Origin of the sequence: Streptomyces aurantiacus (genome assembly GCF_001418335.1) — a bacterium.
Taxonomy (GTDB): domain Bacteria; phylum Actinomycetota; class Actinomycetes; order Streptomycetales; family Streptomycetaceae; genus Streptomyces; species Streptomyces aurantiacus.
Window position 1 is genome coordinate 23886 of record NZ_LIPP01000004.1, and the last position, 16788, is coordinate 40673.

Annotated in this window: 17 protein-coding genes; 9 read left to right on the forward strand and 8 right to left on the reverse strand. The window is 69.8% G+C overall.

Features of this window, described 5'->3' with window-relative positions; genetic code table 11:
* Window positions 1-89 precede the first annotated feature (89 nt).
* Window positions 90-1541 (forward strand): PspC domain-containing protein, encoded by a 1452-nt coding sequence (locus AOK01_RS00510; protein ID WP_055507148.1) that lies wholly within the window; start codon window positions 90-92, stop codon window positions 1539-1541.
* Window positions 1528-1767 carry a hypothetical protein gene (locus tag AOK01_RS00515; RefSeq protein WP_055507150.1) on the forward strand — a complete coding sequence of 80 codons (240 nt, stop codon included), beginning with the start codon at window positions 1528-1530 and terminating at the stop codon, window positions 1765-1767. Before AOK01_RS00510 ends, AOK01_RS00515 begins: the two co-directional genes overlap by 14 nt.
* A 62-nt stretch (window positions 1768-1829) precedes the next feature.
* Here AOK01_RS00515 and AOK01_RS00520 read toward each other — a convergent pair whose 3' ends face one another.
* Window positions 1830-2363: a DoxX family protein gene (locus tag AOK01_RS00520; RefSeq protein ID WP_055507152.1), complete on the reverse strand. Its 534-nt coding sequence runs from the start codon at window positions 2361-2363 to the stop codon at window positions 1830-1832.
* Window positions 2364-2539: 176 nt separating this feature from the next.
* Window positions 2540-3865, reverse strand: a complete 1326-nt coding sequence (locus tag AOK01_RS00525) for a hypothetical protein (RefSeq protein WP_055507154.1) — start codon at window positions 3863-3865, stop codon at window positions 2540-2542.
* 196 nt (window positions 3866-4061) lie between these two features.
* Here AOK01_RS00525 and AOK01_RS00530 point away from each other — a divergent pair, with 196 nt between their 5' ends.
* A complete protein-coding gene (locus AOK01_RS00530) occupies window positions 4062-5009 on the forward strand; it encodes a DUF4429 domain-containing protein (RefSeq protein WP_055507156.1) in 948 nt (315 codons plus the stop codon).
* Between the two features lie 62 nt (window positions 5010-5071).
* On the opposite strand, the gene AOK01_RS00535 is transcribed toward AOK01_RS00530, so the two are convergent.
* The gene (locus AOK01_RS00535; protein WP_055507158.1) at window positions 5072-5866 is read right to left on the reverse strand and encodes a class II aldolase/adducin family protein; all 795 of its coding nucleotides are present in this window, start codon (window positions 5864-5866) and stop codon (window positions 5072-5074) included.
* Window positions 5867-6137: 271 nt separating this feature from the next.
* On the opposite strand from AOK01_RS00535, the gene AOK01_RS00540 reads away from it, so the two are divergent.
* A complete protein-coding gene (locus tag AOK01_RS00540; RefSeq protein ID WP_055507159.1) occupies window positions 6138-6734 on the forward strand; it encodes a hypothetical protein in 597 nt (198 codons plus the stop codon).
* 81 nt (window positions 6735-6815) lie between these two features.
* Window positions 6816-7325: a pyridoxamine 5'-phosphate oxidase family protein gene (locus AOK01_RS00545; protein WP_245702003.1), complete on the forward strand. Its 510-nt coding sequence runs from the start codon at window positions 6816-6818 to the stop codon at window positions 7323-7325.
* 100 nt (window positions 7326-7425) lie between these two features.
* Here AOK01_RS00545 and AOK01_RS00550 read toward each other — a convergent pair whose 3' ends face one another.
* Both AOK01_RS00550 and AOK01_RS00555 read right to left on the reverse strand, forming a co-directional pair.
* Entirely contained in the window at window positions 7426-8052 is a 627-nt protein-coding gene (locus AOK01_RS00550) for an NAD(P)-dependent oxidoreductase (RefSeq protein ID WP_055507161.1), read from the reverse strand.
* A 216-nt stretch (window positions 8053-8268) separates the two neighbouring features.
* Complete coding sequence (locus AOK01_RS00555; protein WP_107099692.1) at window positions 8269-8727, reverse strand: MarR family winged helix-turn-helix transcriptional regulator; 459 nt, start codon at window positions 8725-8727, stop codon at window positions 8269-8271.
* Window positions 8728-9070: 343 nt separating this feature from the next.
* On the opposite strand from AOK01_RS00555, the gene AOK01_RS00560 reads away from it, so the two are divergent.
* The 3 genes from AOK01_RS00560 (at window position 9071) to AOK01_RS00570 (ending at window position 11542) form a co-directional block, all read left to right on the forward strand.
* Window positions 9071-9844 (forward strand): SDR family NAD(P)-dependent oxidoreductase, encoded by a 774-nt coding sequence (locus AOK01_RS00560; protein WP_063792681.1) that lies wholly within the window; start codon window positions 9071-9073, stop codon window positions 9842-9844.
* 103 nt (window positions 9845-9947) lie between these two features.
* Window positions 9948-10838 carry an SDR family oxidoreductase gene (locus AOK01_RS00565; protein WP_055507165.1) on the forward strand — a complete coding sequence of 297 codons (891 nt, stop codon included), beginning with the start codon at window positions 9948-9950 and terminating at the stop codon, window positions 10836-10838.
* Entirely contained in the window at window positions 10835-11542 is a 708-nt protein-coding gene (locus AOK01_RS00570; protein ID WP_213862032.1) for a hemerythrin domain-containing protein, read from the forward strand. The genes AOK01_RS00565 and AOK01_RS00570 overlap by 4 nt, the downstream gene beginning before the upstream one ends.
* A gap of 24 nt (window positions 11543-11566) precedes the next feature.
* Here the strand turns inward: AOK01_RS00570 and guaA are convergent, their stop codons facing one another.
* Entirely contained in the window at window positions 11567-13144 is a 1578-nt protein-coding gene (guaA, locus tag AOK01_RS00575; protein ID WP_055507167.1) for a glutamine-hydrolyzing GMP synthase, read from the reverse strand.
* A 436-nt stretch (window positions 13145-13580) separates the two neighbouring features.
* Between guaA and AOK01_RS00580 the strand changes: the two genes are divergently transcribed.
* Complete coding sequence (locus AOK01_RS00580) at window positions 13581-13886, forward strand: chorismate mutase (protein WP_055507169.1); 306 nt, start codon at window positions 13581-13583, stop codon at window positions 13884-13886.
* Window positions 13887-14538: 652 nt separating this feature from the next.
* Here the strand turns inward: AOK01_RS00580 and AOK01_RS00585 are convergent.
* On the reverse strand, window positions 14539-15345 hold the full coding sequence (locus AOK01_RS00585; RefSeq protein ID WP_055507171.1) for a hypothetical protein: 807 nt from the start codon (window positions 15343-15345) through the stop codon (window positions 14539-14541).
* Window positions 15346-15428: 83 nt separating this feature from the next.
* Window positions 15429-16655, reverse strand: coding sequence for a hypothetical protein (locus tag AOK01_RS00590; protein WP_425424708.1), 1227 nt, complete (start codon window positions 16653-16655; stop codon window positions 15429-15431).
* Window positions 16656-16788 lie beyond the last annotated feature (133 nt).

Consider the following 16788-nt stretch of genomic DNA (forward strand, 5'->3'; position numbering starts at 1 on the left):
GGCATGAGGGTCGCCCCGGGGCCGATTTCAGGGTTCGGCCAGGGTCGTACCGACTGCCGCCGAGCCCTCGCGGCCGTCACCATGGACGCATGAGCGATCAGCAGCACGCCGCGGCGAGCCCGGGGCCCGGGCCGGAACCCGCCCCGGGCCCCGCCCCGGGCCCGGGATCCGGCACCGAGCCGCAGGACGCCGTGCCCACGGCGGGCCCCAAGCCCCTCGCGGCCGAGGACCCGCCGGTGCCCGAGCTGCCGCGCAGGTTCCGGCGCGACTCGCGGCACAAGATGCTGGGCGGTGTGTGCGCGGGGCTCGGGCGGCAGTGCGACATGGACCCGGTGATCTTCCGGATCGTGCTCGCGGTGCTCTCCGCGACCGGCGGCATCGGCCTCATCTTCTACGGCTTCATCTGGCTCTTCGTCGCGTACGACGACGAAGAGGAGAACGAGGTGCGCAAGCTCCTCACCGGCCGCGTGGACGGCCAGGCGATGGCGGCCGTGCTCTTCGCCCTGGTCGGCTGCGGTGTGTTCCTCTCCATGCTGAGCAACAGCGGCGTACTGACCTTCGCGGCGACGCTCGCGCTGCTCCTCGCGGGCGCCGGCTACTGGTCACGGCAGCGCGGCAGCGACGCACCCGACCCTTCCCCCACCGCTCGGCCGCGTGGGAACAGGGGAAGCCCCATAGCCGCGCAGGCCGTGGCCGACGCTCCGCCGGAGGCACAGGCACCGCCCGTGCCCGGCTCCTTCCCCTCCTGGTGGCGGGAGCCCATCGTCAAGGACGGGACGTACGAGGGCGGCACGGGCTATCTGTGGGGCCCCAAGGGCACCTGGGACCGGGACGTCGCGGCGGCGATCACCATCGCGCGCGGCGGCGGCCCCGGCCGGGACAGACGGACGCGGGAGACCAAGCCGCGCGGCCCCCGCGGGCTCGGCGGCCCGATGTTCCTGTTCGCCCTCATAGCGAGCGCGCTCGGTACGGGGCTGACGTGGGACGACCACACGCTCGGCAGCAGCCTGCAGACCGGCCTGGCCTGTGCGCTGGCCGTGTTCGGCCTGGGTATCGCGGTCAGCGCGTTCCGCGGGCGTACGGGAGCGGGGTCGGTCTTCCTCGCGATCGTCACGGCGGGGCTGTTGGCCTGCTCGGCGGCTCTGCCGAAGGACATCACCACCCACTGGGAGCGTACGAACTGGACTCCGGCCGCGGTGGCCGCCGTACAGGAGGGGTACGACCTCGGTACGGGCGTCGGCAAGCTCGACCTCAGCCGGATCGACCTGGACAAGGGGCAGACCGTGGCGACACGCGCCGAGGTGGGCATAGGGCGGCTGAAGGTCGTCGTGCCGAAGGACGTGACGGTGAAGCTGTCCGTCGAGGTGGGCGTCGGCGACATCCAGTTGCCGGGTGACAAGCAGCAGGACGTGGACGTGGCTCCCGGCAAGCACAAGCAACTGACCCTCACGCCCGCGGACGGGAGCAAGGACGGCGGCACGCTCGACCTCACTCTCGACGTCGGCGTCGGACAGGCGGAGGTGGCCCGTGCCACGTCATGAATTCCAGCCCGGCCGCCTCGTCGCGGGCTTCTTCCTCACCCTCACGGGCGTCATCTACGCCGGTGACGCGGGTGACCTCTGGGAGACCCCGTGGTTCACGGTGATCCCACTGGTCGCAGGAGGTCTGTGCCTGGCGGCCGTGGCAGGCAGCCTGGCCCACGGGATACGCCGCCACCGCCGCGAGTCGCCCACACGGGACAGCACGCGTACCGGGGGCGGGGGCTGAGCCCCGCCTCGGCGCGTACCGGCGGCTTGAGTTCTCAGTGGTCGAGTCGGACGGGGCGGGGTCTAGTACGCGCCGACTCGGCGCCTGCGCCTGGACCTCAGTTTGGCGTCGATGGAGAAGACGCCCGCTCCGGCGAGTACGAGGGGCAGCCAAGCCATCAAGTAGGGGAGGTCATTTCCGTAGTAGTACGGGTCCGAGGCCCAGCTCATCGTCAGCCAGAGGCTGAGGGAGATCAGTGCTCCGCCGACCGCGGCGAGGCGGGCCAGCAGGCCGATCAGCGTGCCGATCCCCACCGCGAGCTCACCCAGGGCGATGGCATAGCCGAAGCCGACGGGGTTCTTGAGAGAGAGGTCGAGGAGCGCGGGAATGGCGGACGAGTCACGGACCGCACGCATCATGTCGCCGATCGAGCCCGCCCCGGAGTCGGACATGAAGGCGCTGTCGGTGAGTTTGTCGATCCCCGCATAGATGAAGGTGACGCCCAGGAAGACCCGTAGGGGGAGCAACGCGTATCGGGTGGCGGTGTCCCGCCAGTCCCCTCCGCCGCCGCCGTCCACGTACCCGGAGTGCGTGTCCATCCGCATGCCGTGAGTCATAGCCTCCGCCACCTCTCAACCGCCGAACGGTTCACCCCTCAACAAGACAATACGTATGGCAGCGAGTTCCCGCTCAAGACCGGGCGCACAAATTTCACCACGCACACCGGAACATCCCCTTTGATCCCCTGAGGGAAGGAAGGAGAGGAATGAAGGGAAGGAAGAAGAGTGCCGTCTCAGTCCGTGACGTCGACCTCCACCCGGTTCGTCTCCACGCCCGCCGCGGTGACGACCTGGACCTCCACGCGCCCCGGCTCCACGTCCACGGGTACCGGCACGGTGAGCACCGCGTCGGACGGGTTGCTGAACCCTCCGGGCACCGGGACCAACGGCACGTGCACATGGACCGCGCCGATCCGTACCACCATCCGCGACAGCCGGTCCGCGCTCTGCGCCCCGGGCGGCACGAACCCGGCGCCGCGGATCTCGATGTCGTCCCCGGTCCGGATCGGCGCGTCCAAGTCCCCGGCCTCGCGCGCCCGCACGACCGAGAGAATGACCGGCCGCCCGCCTTCGGCGTACTTCGCGGCGACGTACGTGGCGGCCGACACCAGCACCACCACCGCGAGCCCCCACGGCAGGTCCGGCAGTTGTTCGGGCCGCCGGGCCAGCCGCACCGCCGCGAACACGAGCGCGACGGCGCCCAGGACCACGTACTGCGTGTCCGCGAAGCTCCCGCGCCCGGAGTCGTCGGTCATCAGGTCGGCGGCTCGGGGCCGGTCGGCCCGCACCTTCTGCAGCCGCTGCCCGAGGACCCGCAGTCCCACCACGCGCCGCACCAGTACGGCGATCCCGGACACGACGGCGAGGACGGTCACGATGCCGGCGCCGCGCGCGAGTTCGAGTCCCTCGATCAGGGAGTCCCGCTCGGCGTGCGAGGACGCCCCGGCGAGCCGGCCCGCCAGCACGAGTACCGCGTAGACGACGAACAGCACCCAACCGCCCGCCACCACACGGGAGGTGGACAGCCGGTTGTCCTCACCGATGACCGGCGCCAGCACCCCGCCCCGCGCCCGGTGGAACCACGAGGCCACGGTCAGCAGCCCGGCCACGACGACCGCCGCGAGCAGCCCCGCCGTGCGCGCGGACGTCCAGCCCGCCCCGATCGCGGTGAGCGTCTGCACCAGGAGCAGGATCAGGACAAGTCCCCACACGGCCATGACGGTTCGCCGCCACACGAGACCGAGCCAGACCTCCCCCTCGGCCCGGCCGCGTTCGGCGACGAGGTCCGCGGACTGGGTCAGCTCGTCCGACACCCACTGCCGCGAGGCCCCGGCCGAGTGCGCCACCGCGGCCGGCAGCCCGTGTCCCGACGCCAGTTCGTCCCGCTTGGCGAGGAACGCGGCGACGGCCCGCCGATGGCCCTCACGTGCCCCGTGCGGGCAGTCCCCGCAGGTACAGCCGCCCTCGTGCCCGCCCCGGCCGGCACCCCGGTCGGGACCCCGACCGGCATTCCGGCCGGCCTCACGTCCCGCGCCCTGTCCAGCCTCCTGCACCGCCACGCCCCTTGCCGCCTTCCGCACCGCTCCGTCGAATGTTCATCGGCCGTACACCCGCCCACCGCACAACTGCGCAGCCGCACAACTGCCTCGTGCCGACGCGCATTGTGCCGTACCCCACAGCCCCCGCTGCCGCCAGGTCTGGTCAGCGCGGGTGAACCGCCCGCCCCCGTGTTGACCCGGCTGCGAGAATTTCCGTATGGCCGAGATCATCCAGCGCGACGGAACCTGGGCCTTCGACGGCAGCACGGTCCGGATCACCCCGGGACTGCACCGTTCCGTGCCGCTGTTCCGGCAGACGTACGGAGAGATCGCCGTGCCCCTCGAAGCGGTCGCGGGCGTCGTCTACGAACCCGAACGCAAGCGCGGCCGCCTGCGCCTGAGACTCCGCGAGGGAGCCGACCCGCTGCTCCAGGCGACCGGGGGCAGGCTGCCCGACGCGGCGGACCCGTACCGGCTGTCCGTGGCCATCGACCGCTCGGGCGTCGCCGAGTACGTCGCCGAGGAGATCCGCCATGCCCTGCTCATCGAACAGATCCCCAAGGAACCGGCCAGGGAATATCTGCTGCCGGGCCCGCCCGTGCCCGTCTCGGTGCGCTCCAGCGACGGCACGGTCTCCTTCGACGGCACCCGGGTCCGTATCGACTGGAGCGACACCTCGGACCGGGTGAAGCGCGCGACGGGCCCGCGCATCATCGGGCTGCCGGATCTCGTGCAGGTGGAGTGGCTGCCCAACTCCGGTTACGAGGACGGGTTCCTGCGTTTCGTGACGCGCGACTCGGTGTTCTCGAAACTGCCGCCGGAGAAGGACCCGTTCGCGCTCGACCTGTGGGGCAGCGCGCGGCGCGACCTGCTGACGGCGCTCGTCGCGACCGCGGTCATGGCCCGCCTCCCGCACCCGTCCGTCCGGACCGGCGAACTCGCGCGGGGCGATCCGCCCCGGCTGCTGTCCGCCCCCGGGGACTCCATACCGCCCCAGGGACCCGGGACATCCCAACAAGTACCCCAGGCACCCCAAGTGCCCCCGCAGGACATTCACGACGTACTCCTGCGCCGGCTGAGGGAGCTGGGCGAACTGCATCGCGACGGCGTGCTCACCGACGACGAGTTCGCGACGACGAAGGCGGCCGTGCTCCGCGACTTCTAGCAAGGCACGTGTTCCGGTTCCGGTTCCGGCGAGGCACGTGAGCATATGAGTACGTCAGCACGTCAGGACAGCAGGTCCGGCTCGCTGCGGCTGATGTCCTGCCACAGCGGCTGGTAGTTGATCCACGCCACCAGGTCCCCGCCGGTCTGCTCCCGCGTCGCGACCGCCTGCTTGTGGTCGATCAGCACCGGGCGGCCCGCCGCGCACGCGGTCAGCTGCACCTGGCAGGACCGTTCCATCGACAGGAACCACCAGGCCGCCGCGTCCACCGAGTCGCCGACCGTCAGCAGCCCGTGGTTGCGCAGCACGAGCGCCTTGAACGAACCGAGCGCGGAGGCGATCCGCCGCCCCTCCTCTGCGTCCACGGCCACCCCCGAGTAGGCGTCGTACAGCGCGTGGTCCTCGTAGAACGCGCAGCTCTCCTGGGTGATCGGGTCGAGCAGGTCGCCGAGCGCGGACAGCGCGCGCCCGTTCACCGAGTGGCAGTGGGCGACCGCGACGACGTCCGGCCTGGCCGCGTGCACCTGGGCGTGCACGGTGAACGCGGCCTGGTTCACGTGGTAGCGGCCCTCAAGCACCTGCCCTTCCCCGTTGGCCATCACCAGGTCACCGACGGTGACATGCTTGAAGGGCATCCCGAACGGGTTGACCCAGAAACAGTCGCTGTACTCCGGGTCGCGCGCGGTGATGTGGCCGGAGACCCCGTCCTCGAAGCCGAGTCGCCCGAAGAGCCGCAGCGCGCCCGCGAGGCGTTCCTTGCGGTGTCGGCGCTCGTCGTCGAGCGACTCGTGCATCGGCGGCATCGAGAAGCGCAGTCTGTCGGTGGGAAGGGGCAGGGGCGGGGTGGGCCCGTGCATATGTCCTCCAGCCCTGAGGAACGGACTCCGTACGTGGTTACGGGCGGGAAGTTACCGGCGGTCAGCACAGGAGAACAGAGATGTCGGAGAAGAGAGTGCACAACCGTTGTAAGAGGTCGCTGGTCTGCCTGACCGGAGCCAACGAACCCGTCGGGCACCTGCGCCGACGTCCCCTGGAGGAACCCCCCGTGCACCGCCTTCCCCACCCGCTGCGCGGACCGCGCCGCCCCACGACCGCCTACCCGTTCCCGCCCCTGTCCTCGTCGCGCCCGTGAAGAGAACCGAGCGCCTCATCGCGAACATGCTCAGACAGATCGCCACGCGCGACGTGGTCGTCCTGGACGAAGCCTTCGGATCCCCACGCCGCCTCGCCGCACTCAGCTACGTCGCCGTGCAGTACGGGTTCCGGTACGAGGGAGCGAGCAGACTCGGCCAGACACTTCAGGTCCGGCTGGTCCGCGACGCCCGCCCCGAGGCCCGCGAGCGCAGCACGGCGGCGCTCGGCCGGCTCGCCGCGGGCCGCGCCCCGGGCATGCGTCCCGGCACGCTGAAGCCCCTGCCGGACGTGGCACCGGCGGTAGCTCTTCTCAGGGCCCGCATCGAGTTCGACGCCCTGGCCGGAGACGTCCCCGACTGGCGCCGCAAGGCCGTCTTCATGACCGCGAGCGCGGCCCTCATGGCGCTGCTGCTGATCCCCGTGGGCTGGCGGTCCTCACTTGCCGCGAGCGCCACGATGGCCGCGGTGTTCGCGCTCTTCCTGCGCCGTGAGGTGATACGGAAGGACCGGCTCGCCCGGAGGCTGCGGTCGGCGGAACGGCTCTTCGGCAGAGGTCGTCCGAGGAACACCCTGCCGAAAAGACGCCACTGACACTACGGAAATTACGGCGTCGAAGGACGACGGCGCGGAAAGGCGACACCGGATGTCGGGTATCGGCGCCAGAATCCTCGTATGACCCGCATGCCTCGCACGACTCCCACGAACCGTACGACGTCGAACTGGGCGGCCTTCTGCGCCGCGGAAGCGGAGCTCGCCGGAACCGTCGAGGAACGGTTCGCGGCCTTCACGCACCACACCGTGGCGACCCTCCGCAAGGACGGGTCGCCCCGCACCTCCGGTCTTGAGGTCCGTTTCCTGCACGGGGAGTTGTGGCTCGGCATGATGCCGGACTCCCTCAAGGTGCTGGACCTGCACCGGGACCCGCGCTTCGCCCTGCAGGCGAACCCGGGTCCGGGCACGGAGATGGCCGGCGGCGACGTACGGATCGCGGGCCGGGCCGTCGAGGTCCTCGATCCGGCGGAGAAGGCCGGGTACGTCGAAGAGGTGGAACCGCCGGAGCCGTTCCACCTCTTTCGCACCGAGCTGACGGAGGTCGTACGGACCTACGTCGAGGACGACACATATCTGGTCGTCGAGATCTGGAAACCGGGAGCACCGGTGCGCACGCTCAGGCGGACCTGAGCGGGACCCTTCCCACTTATGAGTGACCACCGACCCGAAATGACCATTTGAGTTCAGTAAGCTCAGTAACGAGTGGGGGTTCGGGGCCCGCATCGGGGACCTATTTGGCGTTGACGACGACGACGGTCTGATGGACAAAGGTGTCTTTCACGGCGGCCTGGAGGAGGAAGTCGGCGACGTTCGCGCGAGAGGTCGAGGGGAAGATCGGCAATTTCGTGACGTCCTCAAGCACGATCTCGGTGTAGCGGCTGATGCCTCCGTCGTTCAATGGCCCGGGGTATTCGAGGGTCCACTGCAGACCGCTTGCCTTCAGGAGCGCTTCCGCCGCGGCTTTGTCCGCATACTTCTTCCGAAGCATGGTGCGGGATATGAAGCGTACGAGGAATGAGGTCTTGGCGAGAGAGTCGCCGACTCCGAACGCAGACACCATGATGAATCGGTCAACGCCTGATGTCTTCGCGGCGGTGATGACTGCACGGACGGTGTCGGTGATCAGCGTGGGAGCTTCGGGGGCGTTTCCGAGGGCACTGATGACAGCGTCGTGGCCTTGGGCTGCCGTCGCGATCACGGCGGCGTCGGTGACGTCGCCGCTGACGATGTGAGCGCGCGGGTCAACGGTGGCGTCGAGCCTCCGAACGAGAGCGGTGACCTGGTGTCCCTGGTCGAGTGCCTTTTTGACGAAGAGGACGCCGGTGCGACCGGTTGCTCCCAGGACAAGAAACCTCATGACATTTCGCATTCTATTGAAGGCCGAATCGAACCTCGTCAGGCCGCTGCCGGGTGTCGGCGCGCCGTGCGGCGAGGATCCCATCGGGAAAGTTAGTCAGTAGAACTGTCTATGTCAAGGCAAGGTCGAAGCCTGCGGGTGCCCGCCGGTCCCGGCGGTCCCGGCGGTCCGGGGTGAGCGGAAACGGGGGAGGCGGGTGACTCGGCGTGGCCGGGGTCAGCGTCCGTAGGGGTCGGTGATCTCACGGAGCTGATCCAGGATCTGGTGCAGCAACGCGAAGTTGCGGGTGCCCAGGTAGGCCTTCCACTCCGCGAGGATCTCGTCGAGCGTCGCCCTGGCGACCTCGACCGCCCGCCGGCCGCGTTCCTCGATCACGATCAGCCGGGCGCGGCCGTCGGTGGGGTCGGGGACCCGGCGGACGTAGCCCAGGCGCTCCAGCTGGTCGACCATCACACCGGCGCTCTGCTTGGTCATTTGTGCCTGCTCAGCGACGTCCGTGAGGCGCGAACCGTCCGGGGCGACGCGCTGGAACACCCGGCACTGGGCGAGTGTCCAGTCGTCGAATCCGGCGTCCTGCAGAGCCCGGAACATCCGGTCCTCGGTGTACCGGTACGGGATGAACAACGCCACCCCTAGATCAACCCGCTGCTCGTCGTCCCGCTGCTCGTCGTCCATGCCGCTTTCGGCTCCATCACTCATCTGATCCGGCGAGTTCCACACCCTACGTCAACGCCGCCCCGCTCGGATCGCCGCCGACCGGACCGCGGCAGCGCGTGCCACAACGCTGCGCACACCGCGCCCCGCACGCGCCGTCCACCCCTCGGCGACTTCCCACCTGCGCTGTTGGCTTCGGAGCTGCCACACGAGTACGGTAGTCAATGTTCCTGACTAGTTCGTGCTAGTTCGTGTGGCGGCGCCGACGAGGACGGTTCGGTGCGACCCAAGGATTGTTCGCGTCCGGAGCAGACAGAAAAAGCAGAGAAAACAGAGAAAACAGAGAAAGAAGACAGGTAGCGCGATGACATCGACATCAAGCCTGGCGGGCAAGCGGGTCCTGGTCACCGGGGGCAGTGGTGGAATCGGCGCCGCGATCGTGCGGCGGCTCGCCGCCCAGGGAGCCACCGTCGCGGTCAACTATCGATCCGACAAGACCGGCGCCGATGAGCTCGTCGGCGAACTCCGCGACAACGGATCCACCGCTTCGGCTTTCCCGGCAGACATCAGTGACATGGCGCAGACCCACGAACTGGTCGGCGCGGTGGTATCCGAGTTCGGCGGCCTGGACCTACTGGTCAGCAACGCCGGCGTCGAACACTTCGGCGCGCTGGAAACCATCACCCAGGCCGACTTCGACCACCTCTTCCGGACCAACGTGGCCGGACAGCTGTTCGTCACCCAGGCCGCAGTCGCCGCGATGACCGACGGCGGCCGGATCATCCTCAGCTCCTCGGTCAGCGTACGCCTGGCGGTCCATCACCACGCCCTGTACGCGGCAAGCAAAGCCGCCATCCCGGCCATGGTGCGCAATCTGGCCCCCGAACTCGCCGAACGAAACATCGCCATCAACGCGATCTCCCCCGGCGCCACCAACACCCGCATGACCCGCTACGCCCCCCACTACATCCACCCCGCACTCACCGACGTACCGTTCCCCGAACTCCTCCGCTCGATGAGCGCACTCGGCCGGTTGGGCCGACCCGACGAAATCGCCGCCGTGGTCGCGTTTCTGCTCTCCCCAGACGCGTCTTACATCACCGGCACCACCATCGAAGCCGACGGCGGCTGGAGTTAGCGAGTTGGCGAATTAGCCAGATAGCCAATTAGCCAATTAGCCAATTTCACCGGCTGCCCACCTAGTTCACTCACACCAAACACCTCCTATCGAAGGAAACATCATGTCCATTGTCATCACCGGAGCGTCGGGTCATCTCGGCCGGCTCGTCGTCGATCAACTCCTCGCCGCCGGTACGTCGCCGGCGCAGATCGTGGCCACCGGCCGGGACATCGACAAGCTCGCCGACCTCGCACGCAGCGGGGTCACCGTGCGGCGGGCGGACTTCGCCGACCCGAGCACCCTCGACGAGGCCTTCGCAGGCGCCGACGCGATGGTGCTGGTCTCCACGACGACGGTCGGGGAGCGGTTCGACAACCACCGCAACGCCATCGACGCGGCGCGCCGGGCGGGTGTGTCCCGGATCGTGTACACCAGCCTCGTCAATGCCTCGACCGCGCGGATGACGCTCGCCGACGAGCATCGCCGCACCGAGGAGTATCTGCGGGCCGGCGGTTCGGAGTTCGTCGTCCTGCGCAACGGGTGGTACCTGGAGAACTACACCGATCAGCTCCCGATGATCACCCAGTACCACGCCTTGCCGGGCAGCGCGCGCGACGGTCGCGTCAGCGCGGCCGCCCGCAGTGACCTGGCGGCTGCCGCCGTCGCGGTGCTGACGCAGGACGGGCACCTGGGAGCCACCTACGAGCTGGGCGGCACGCCGTTCACCCTGGCCGAACTGGCCGCCACCATCAGCGACGTCCTGGGCACCCCCATCGCCTACCAGGACATGCCGGTCGCCGACTACACCGCCGTCCTGACCGGTGCCGGGCTGCCCCCGGGGATGGCCGCCGTCGTCGCCGACGCGGATGCCGGCCTGGCCCGCGGGGAACTGTTCACCACCAGCGACGACCTCGTAAAGCTCATCGGCCGGCCGGCGACCACGGCGCGCGAAGCCGTCCGCGACGCCGCCGCGGCGATCGAGGCCGCAGCGGCGATCGAGGAGTCACGGTGAGCCCCGTGAACCCTTCCGGACCGGGCCCCGTGAACCCTTCCGGACCGGGCCCCGTGTGCCCTTCCGGACCCGGCGTCGACACCCACGAGATGGTGCTGATCCACCGCGTCATCCGCCGCGAGTTCGGCCGGCTCCCCCAACTGCTGCGCTCCGCGGCACATGACCGTGCACGGTCCAAGGTCATCGGCGCACACGCCCGGGAGATGCTGGACTTCCTCCACACGCACCACACCGGCGAGGACGAGCTGCTCTTTCCCCTGCTGCGCGAGCGAGCCACCCTCGACCCGGAGCTGATGGACCGGATGGACGCGCAGCACGCCCAGGTCGACGACGCCGTGACGGGTGTCGGTGCCGAGCTGCCGGCATGGACAGCGAGCGCGGACGCCGCCGCCGGCGAGCGGATGGCCGCTCTCATCGAGGCCATGATGCCGACACTGACCGACCACCTGGCCGAGGAGGAACAGACGATCCTCCCCATCGTCTCCACCACACTGACGCAAAGCGAATGGGACGCACTCGGCAAACACGGCATGAGCGCGATCCCGCTCACCCGACGGCTGGTCTTCCTCGGCCACATCACCGAGGAAACCGACGACGCCGAACGGCGGAAATTCCTACAGGTCGTACCGGCCCCGGCCCGGCTGGCCTACAAACTGATCGGCCACCGCCAGTTCACCCGCGAAACCACCGCGATCCGCCGCTGACCCCCGCACCAATCGCTACTCCCGCTACTCCCACTCGATGGTGCCCGGCGGCTTCGACGTCACGTCGAGGACCACTCGGTTGACGTCGGCGACCTCGTTCGTGATCCGCGTCGAGATCTTCGCGAGGACCTCGTACGGCAGGCGCGACCAGTCGGCGGTCATCGCGTCCTCGGAGGACACCGGCCGCAGCACGATCGGGTGGCCGTACGTGCGGCCGTCGCCCTGGACCCCGACGGAGCGGACGTCGGCGAGCAGCACGACCGGGCACTGCCAGATGTCGCGGTCGAGACCGGCGGCCGTCAGCTCCTCGCGGGCGATGGCGTCGGCGTCGCGGAGCAGGTCGAGCCGCTCCTTGTTGACCTCGCCGACGATCCGGATACCGAGCCCGGGGCCGGGGAACGGCTGCCGCTGGACGATCTCCTCCGGCAGGCCGAGCTCCTGGCCGACCATCCGGACCTCGTCCTTGAAGAGCTGGCGCAGCGGTTCGACCAGCTGGAACTCAAGGTCCTCGGGGAGCCCGCCGACGTTGTGGTGCGACTTGATGTTGGCGGTGCCCGTGCCGCCACCGGACTCGACCACGTCCGGGTAGAGCGTGCCCTGGACCAGGAAGGCCACCTCCGGGCCCTCGTCCGCGATGATCTCCGCCTGGGCCTGCTCGAAGACCCGGATGAACTCGCGGCCGATGATCTTCCGCTTCTCCTCGGGGTCCGAGACGCCCTTGAGAGCCGTGAGGAAGCGCTCCTCGGCGTCCACGACCTTCAGCTGGACGCCGGTCGCCGCCACGAAGTCCTTCTCGACCTGCTCGGTCTCGCCCTTGCGCATCAGGCCGTGGTCGACGTACACGCAGGTCAGCTGCGTGCCGATGGCCTTCTGCACGAGGGCCGCGGCGACCGCGGAGTCCACGCCGCCGGAGAGGCCGCAGATGGCGCGCTTGTCGCCGACCTGCTCGCGGATCAGCGCCACCTGCTCCTCGATGACGTTGCCGGTGGTCCAGGACGGGGACAGGCCCGCGCCGCGGTAGAGGAAGTGTTCGAGCACCTGCTGGCCGTGCGTGGTGTGCATGACCTCGGGGTGGTGCTGGACCCCGTACAGCTTCTTCTCGTCGTTCTCGAAGGCCGCGACCGGGACGACGTCCGTGGAGGCCGTCACCGAGAAGCCCTCGGGGGCCGCGCTGCACGCGTCGCCGTGCGACATCCAGACGGACTGCTCGGCCGGGGTGCCCTCGAACAGGGTCGAGCCTGTCTTGGAGACGTGCAGCGGCGTACGGCCGTACTCGCGGGCGCCCGTGTTGTCGACCGTGCCGCCGAGGGTGGTCGCCATCAGCTGGAAGCCGTAGCACATGCCGAAGACCGGGACGTCGGCCTCGAAGAGCGCGCGGTCCAGGCGCGGGGCGCCTTCCGCGTACACCGACGAGGGGCCGCCGGAGAGGATGATCGCCGCCGGGTTCTTGGCGAGCATCTCGTCGACCGGCATGGTGCTCGGCACGATCTCGCTGTACACCCGGGCCTCACGGACTCGGCGGGCGATGAGCTGGGCGTACTGCGCGCCGAAGTCGACGACCAGGACGGTGTCGGGGGTGGCGGCGGGGGACGCTTCTGGCACGGTTTGCCTTCCGGCGGGTCTGTGGGGCTGTGGTTCCGAGTCTAACGGGGGTCGTGAGTGCGGCGCTCACGGCGGGGATTCTCGCCCCCGCCGCCCCTGCCCTTCCCGTCCGTTTCTGGGGGCTGCGCCCCCAGACCCCCGCATCGCGCTGAACACGCTCGTCCTCAAACTCCCCCAGCTACCGCTGGGAGGTGCCCCCAGACGGGCTGAAAGAACCGGCTTGGCCGGGGGCGGCCTCGCGGGCATACTGCTTTCATGCTCACGCACCAGACCTTCGTCTTTATCTATGGCAACCGGCCCGCCGGCTGCCATGGTCGTGCTGCTTGAGCAACTGACAAGCGACTTCCCAGGCGCCCCGGGCCGACAAGGCCCGGGGCGCCTGCGTTTTCCGGACCTTGTCGCTCCGGGGCACCTCATCCGAAGAGGAGCCCACGAGATGAGCACAGCCACCCCGGGTCCGGCCCCCACCGCGGACAAGACCGGCGCCCGTACCGAAGAGGCCGCCGGCGTGATCACCGGCGCCCGAGAACGCATCGACGCCCTCGACGACCGCATCATCGGTCTGGTCCAGGAACGCATGGCCGTCTCGGCCGTCGTCCAGGAGGCCCGGATCACCTCCGGCGGGCGCCGCGTGAACCTGTCGCGCGAGATGGAGGTGCTCGGCCACTACCGGGAAGCCCTGGGCAAGCCCGGCACCTCGCTCGCGATGACGTTGCTGGAGCTGTGCCGGGGCCGCATCTGAGTGCGCGCGCCCATGACATCCGCCTACGGGCAGCCACGTACGACGTCCGCGCAGGCCATTCCCGTACGCCATCCCCGTACGACGGATGTCCGGTGCACTCACGTACGCACTCCCTCTCACCCGTACGGCACGTGACTGCCCCGCCGCGGGCTTCGTTGTCCCGATGTCCGTGTCAGCCAGGGGCGGGCCCGAAGAAAACCACGCGTGGCTCCGCTGGAACGGGAGGCGTACGCATGTGCGCCGTGGGACCTCGTTCCGGAGAAGTGACCGGACGGCAGGGGACAGCGGCCCGGTCATCCCAGAAGGTCGGCTCCGGGGACGCTCGGAGCCGACCGCCGGAATCTGTGCAAGGGCGGTCGAAACGGTTGCGAAGGCCGCGGCCCATCGAGCACGATGCCTAGAACAACCCCCAAAACCAAGCAGACATCCGTATTGCACCGCCCTACCGCCATTGGTCGATACCACGCGCACTCCCCGAGTGCGCCGGAGTGCAGACCGGCGGACAAGCCAACAAGCGGCGCTACCCCCCGGCGCCGCTTCCCAAGGCACCGGCGCTGCCCTGACGTCGGTGCTGACCCCGAAGGGCCCCGCGGATCGTCCCGCGGGGCCCTTCGCTTTCCCGTCTCTCTGTCACCTGCCTCTGCCCCGTGTCTCAGCCGGTCGTCTTCGTCAGCTTGGCGAGTTGCGCCTCGACCAGCTTGGCCGGGACCTCGATCTTGTCCGCGTCCAGCAGGTTCATCGAGCTGAAGGCCACCAGCGTCGTACCGTCGCGGACGACCGTGTACGCGACAGGCACCTGCGCTCCCTCGATGGAGGCGACCATCCGGTACGCGACGGACTCGTTACCCAGCTCTGGGTCGGCCAGCGCCTTCACGCCCTTGTAGTCGTAGCCGGCGTGCCGGTAGCCGGTGCAGTTCTTCGTCGCCGAACGCAGGCCGTCGATCACCTCGTCGGCCTTGCCCGACTCGTACGAGAGAAGCGCGAACGTGTGTACCGAGGCGTCCGTCTCGTCCTTCGCAGCGACACCGCGGCTGACTCCGTCCTCCGAGGCCGGGTCGGTGGCGAACAGGAACATGTCGGCGACCGGCTGGCACTTCGACGGCGCCGCCGGAACGGACCGGCCCAGGAGGTCCGCGCCATCCGACTCCTTGACCTCGAAGCCCTTCACATCAGCCGTCACGAGCGCGGCCTTCTTCAACTGCGCCTTGGTCAGGGGCCGCTCGTCCGCCTTCTGCGCGTCCGACGTGCCGCCGCCCTGTGAGCCCTGGCTGTCCTCGTTCTCCTGACCGTCATGACTGTCCTGGCCGTCCTGGCCGTCCTGCGTAGGGGTCTTCTCTTTCGGACCGGCGGTCGTCTGTTCGCTCGCCGTCGGGCGCGACGACTTTCCGCCCTGGTCGGCGCCGCCTCCGCCGCACGCCGCCGCGCAGGCGAGGGCGGCCACGGCCGATACGGCCACCACGGGCCGGGCGATCCCCGTCCCCGTCCTCGCCCTCGCCCTCGTCCTCGTCCTCGTCCTCGTCGCCATCTTCGGGATCCTTGGCGTCATGTCCGGGACACCGTCCCGCACTGCTGGCTCTCGGAGTCGTCACCGATGTCCCGGCTCCGGTCGTACGGGTCGACCGTGGGCCCGCTCGGCGGCGCGCCCGTCGGATCGGCCGAGGACAGCCGCGGGTGCAGGAAGCCGTCGTAGACCTCGCAGGCGGAGTTGGCGACGTCGTCGTCGTAGCGGATGATCGCCAGCCTGCCCGGCGTGACCCGGACCTTCGCCGGATCGGCCATCTGCAGGTCGATGACGCGGCGGACGATGGTGCGGGCCACCTCGGTGGAGTCCGGGTCGGCCGGGGCCAGCGCGTAGACGAAGGTGTAGTCGACGTGGATGTCCACCGCGCCGTCCGCACCCGCCTCGAACGTCGTACGGCCACGGGTCTTGACCACGTCACCGACGAGCCGCACCTCCTTCGCGTCGAAGCGGCTGAAGAGGCGCAGTGGATCGTCGTCCTTGCCGGGCTTGCGCAGCCGGGACCGCAGGTCGTCGACCAGCTCGGGCTGTTTGGGGTCGAGCACCTTGTCGAGCACGGTCTCGGGGGTGGCGCCGAGCAGCGTCCCGCGGTCGAGATTCGCGTCTACGAGCAGGGCTCTGGTCTGCTCCAGGGCCTGGGCGACCTGGGCCTTGGAGAACGCGCCGACGGCCTTCGCCTCCGGCAGTACGATCCCGGCGGCGCCGTCGGCGTACCGCGCGGCCGGGGAGCCGGCGAAGGGCTCGTCCAGGGTGGGGGTTCCGGGCGCGGAACCCGGGGCCGCGGTCTCGGGCACCGTCTCGGCGGGGAGTGGGCGCGTGCCCGTGCCGACGCCGGTGCCCGTGCTCGTACCCGTGCCCGAGTCCGTGCCGAACAGGTCGCCCGGCAGCAGGGACGGTTTCATCGCGACCACGGCCACCGCGAGCGCGAGCGGGATGCCGATGATCGTCCACATCTTGCGGCGCCGGGCCTGCCGCCCGCTCGCCCCCTGTCCGACGGGATCCGTGCGCCAGCCCTGGGGCAGTTCGCCGCGGGCCTCCTGTTGCCGCAGCCGCTCGGTCACCATGCGGGCGCGCGCGGACGGTTCCTTGGGCGCCTCCGAGGTCCGGATGTCCCGCTCGCTGTCCTGGACGAAGCGTTCCCACACGTCGTCCGGTATGGACTCTCCCGGCTCCCTCGACTCCGCTGCCCCCCTCGACTCCCCTGGCTCGCTGGGCTCCTCGGGTGACTTTTCGGACGACTTCTCGGTCACGGCCCTCGCGCCTCTCCCCCATCGCCGGCCCGACGGCCGACTCGCTGTTCGACGTATTGATCAACTTACTGATCGACGTGCTCGACAGCCGACCGACGGTCAGTTCTAGGGTGTCGGCACGGGAGTTCACAAG

Coding starts and splice junctions, on each gene's coding strand:
- AOK01_RS00510 (WP_055507148.1), top strand. CDS start 90: ATGAGCGATCAGCAGCACGCCGCGGCGAGCCCGGGGCCCGGGCCGGAA.
- AOK01_RS00520 (WP_055507152.1), bottom strand. CDS start 2,363: ATGACTCACGGCATGCGGATGGACACGCACTCCGGGTACGTGGACGGC.
- AOK01_RS00530 (WP_055507156.1), top strand. CDS start 4,062: ATGGCCGAGATCATCCAGCGCGACGGAACCTGGGCCTTCGACGGCAGC.
- AOK01_RS00535 (WP_055507158.1), bottom strand. CDS start 5,866: ATGCACGGGCCCACCCCGCCCCTGCCCCTTCCCACCGACAGACTGCGC.
- AOK01_RS00545 (WP_245702003.1), top strand. CDS start 6,816: ATGACCCGCATGCCTCGCACGACTCCCACGAACCGTACGACGTCGAAC.
- AOK01_RS00550 (WP_055507161.1), bottom strand. CDS start 8,052: ATGAGGTTTCTTGTCCTGGGAGCAACCGGTCGCACCGGCGTCCTCTTC.
- AOK01_RS00555 (WP_107099692.1), bottom strand. CDS start 8,727: ATGGACGACGAGCAGCGGGACGACGAGCAGCGGGTTGATCTAGGGGTG.
- AOK01_RS00560 (WP_063792681.1), top strand. CDS start 9,071: ATGACATCGACATCAAGCCTGGCGGGCAAGCGGGTCCTGGTCACCGGG.
- AOK01_RS00565 (WP_055507165.1), top strand. CDS start 9,948: ATGTCCATTGTCATCACCGGAGCGTCGGGTCATCTCGGCCGGCTCGTC.
- AOK01_RS00580 (WP_055507169.1), top strand. CDS start 13,581: ATGAGCACAGCCACCCCGGGTCCGGCCCCCACCGCGGACAAGACCGGC.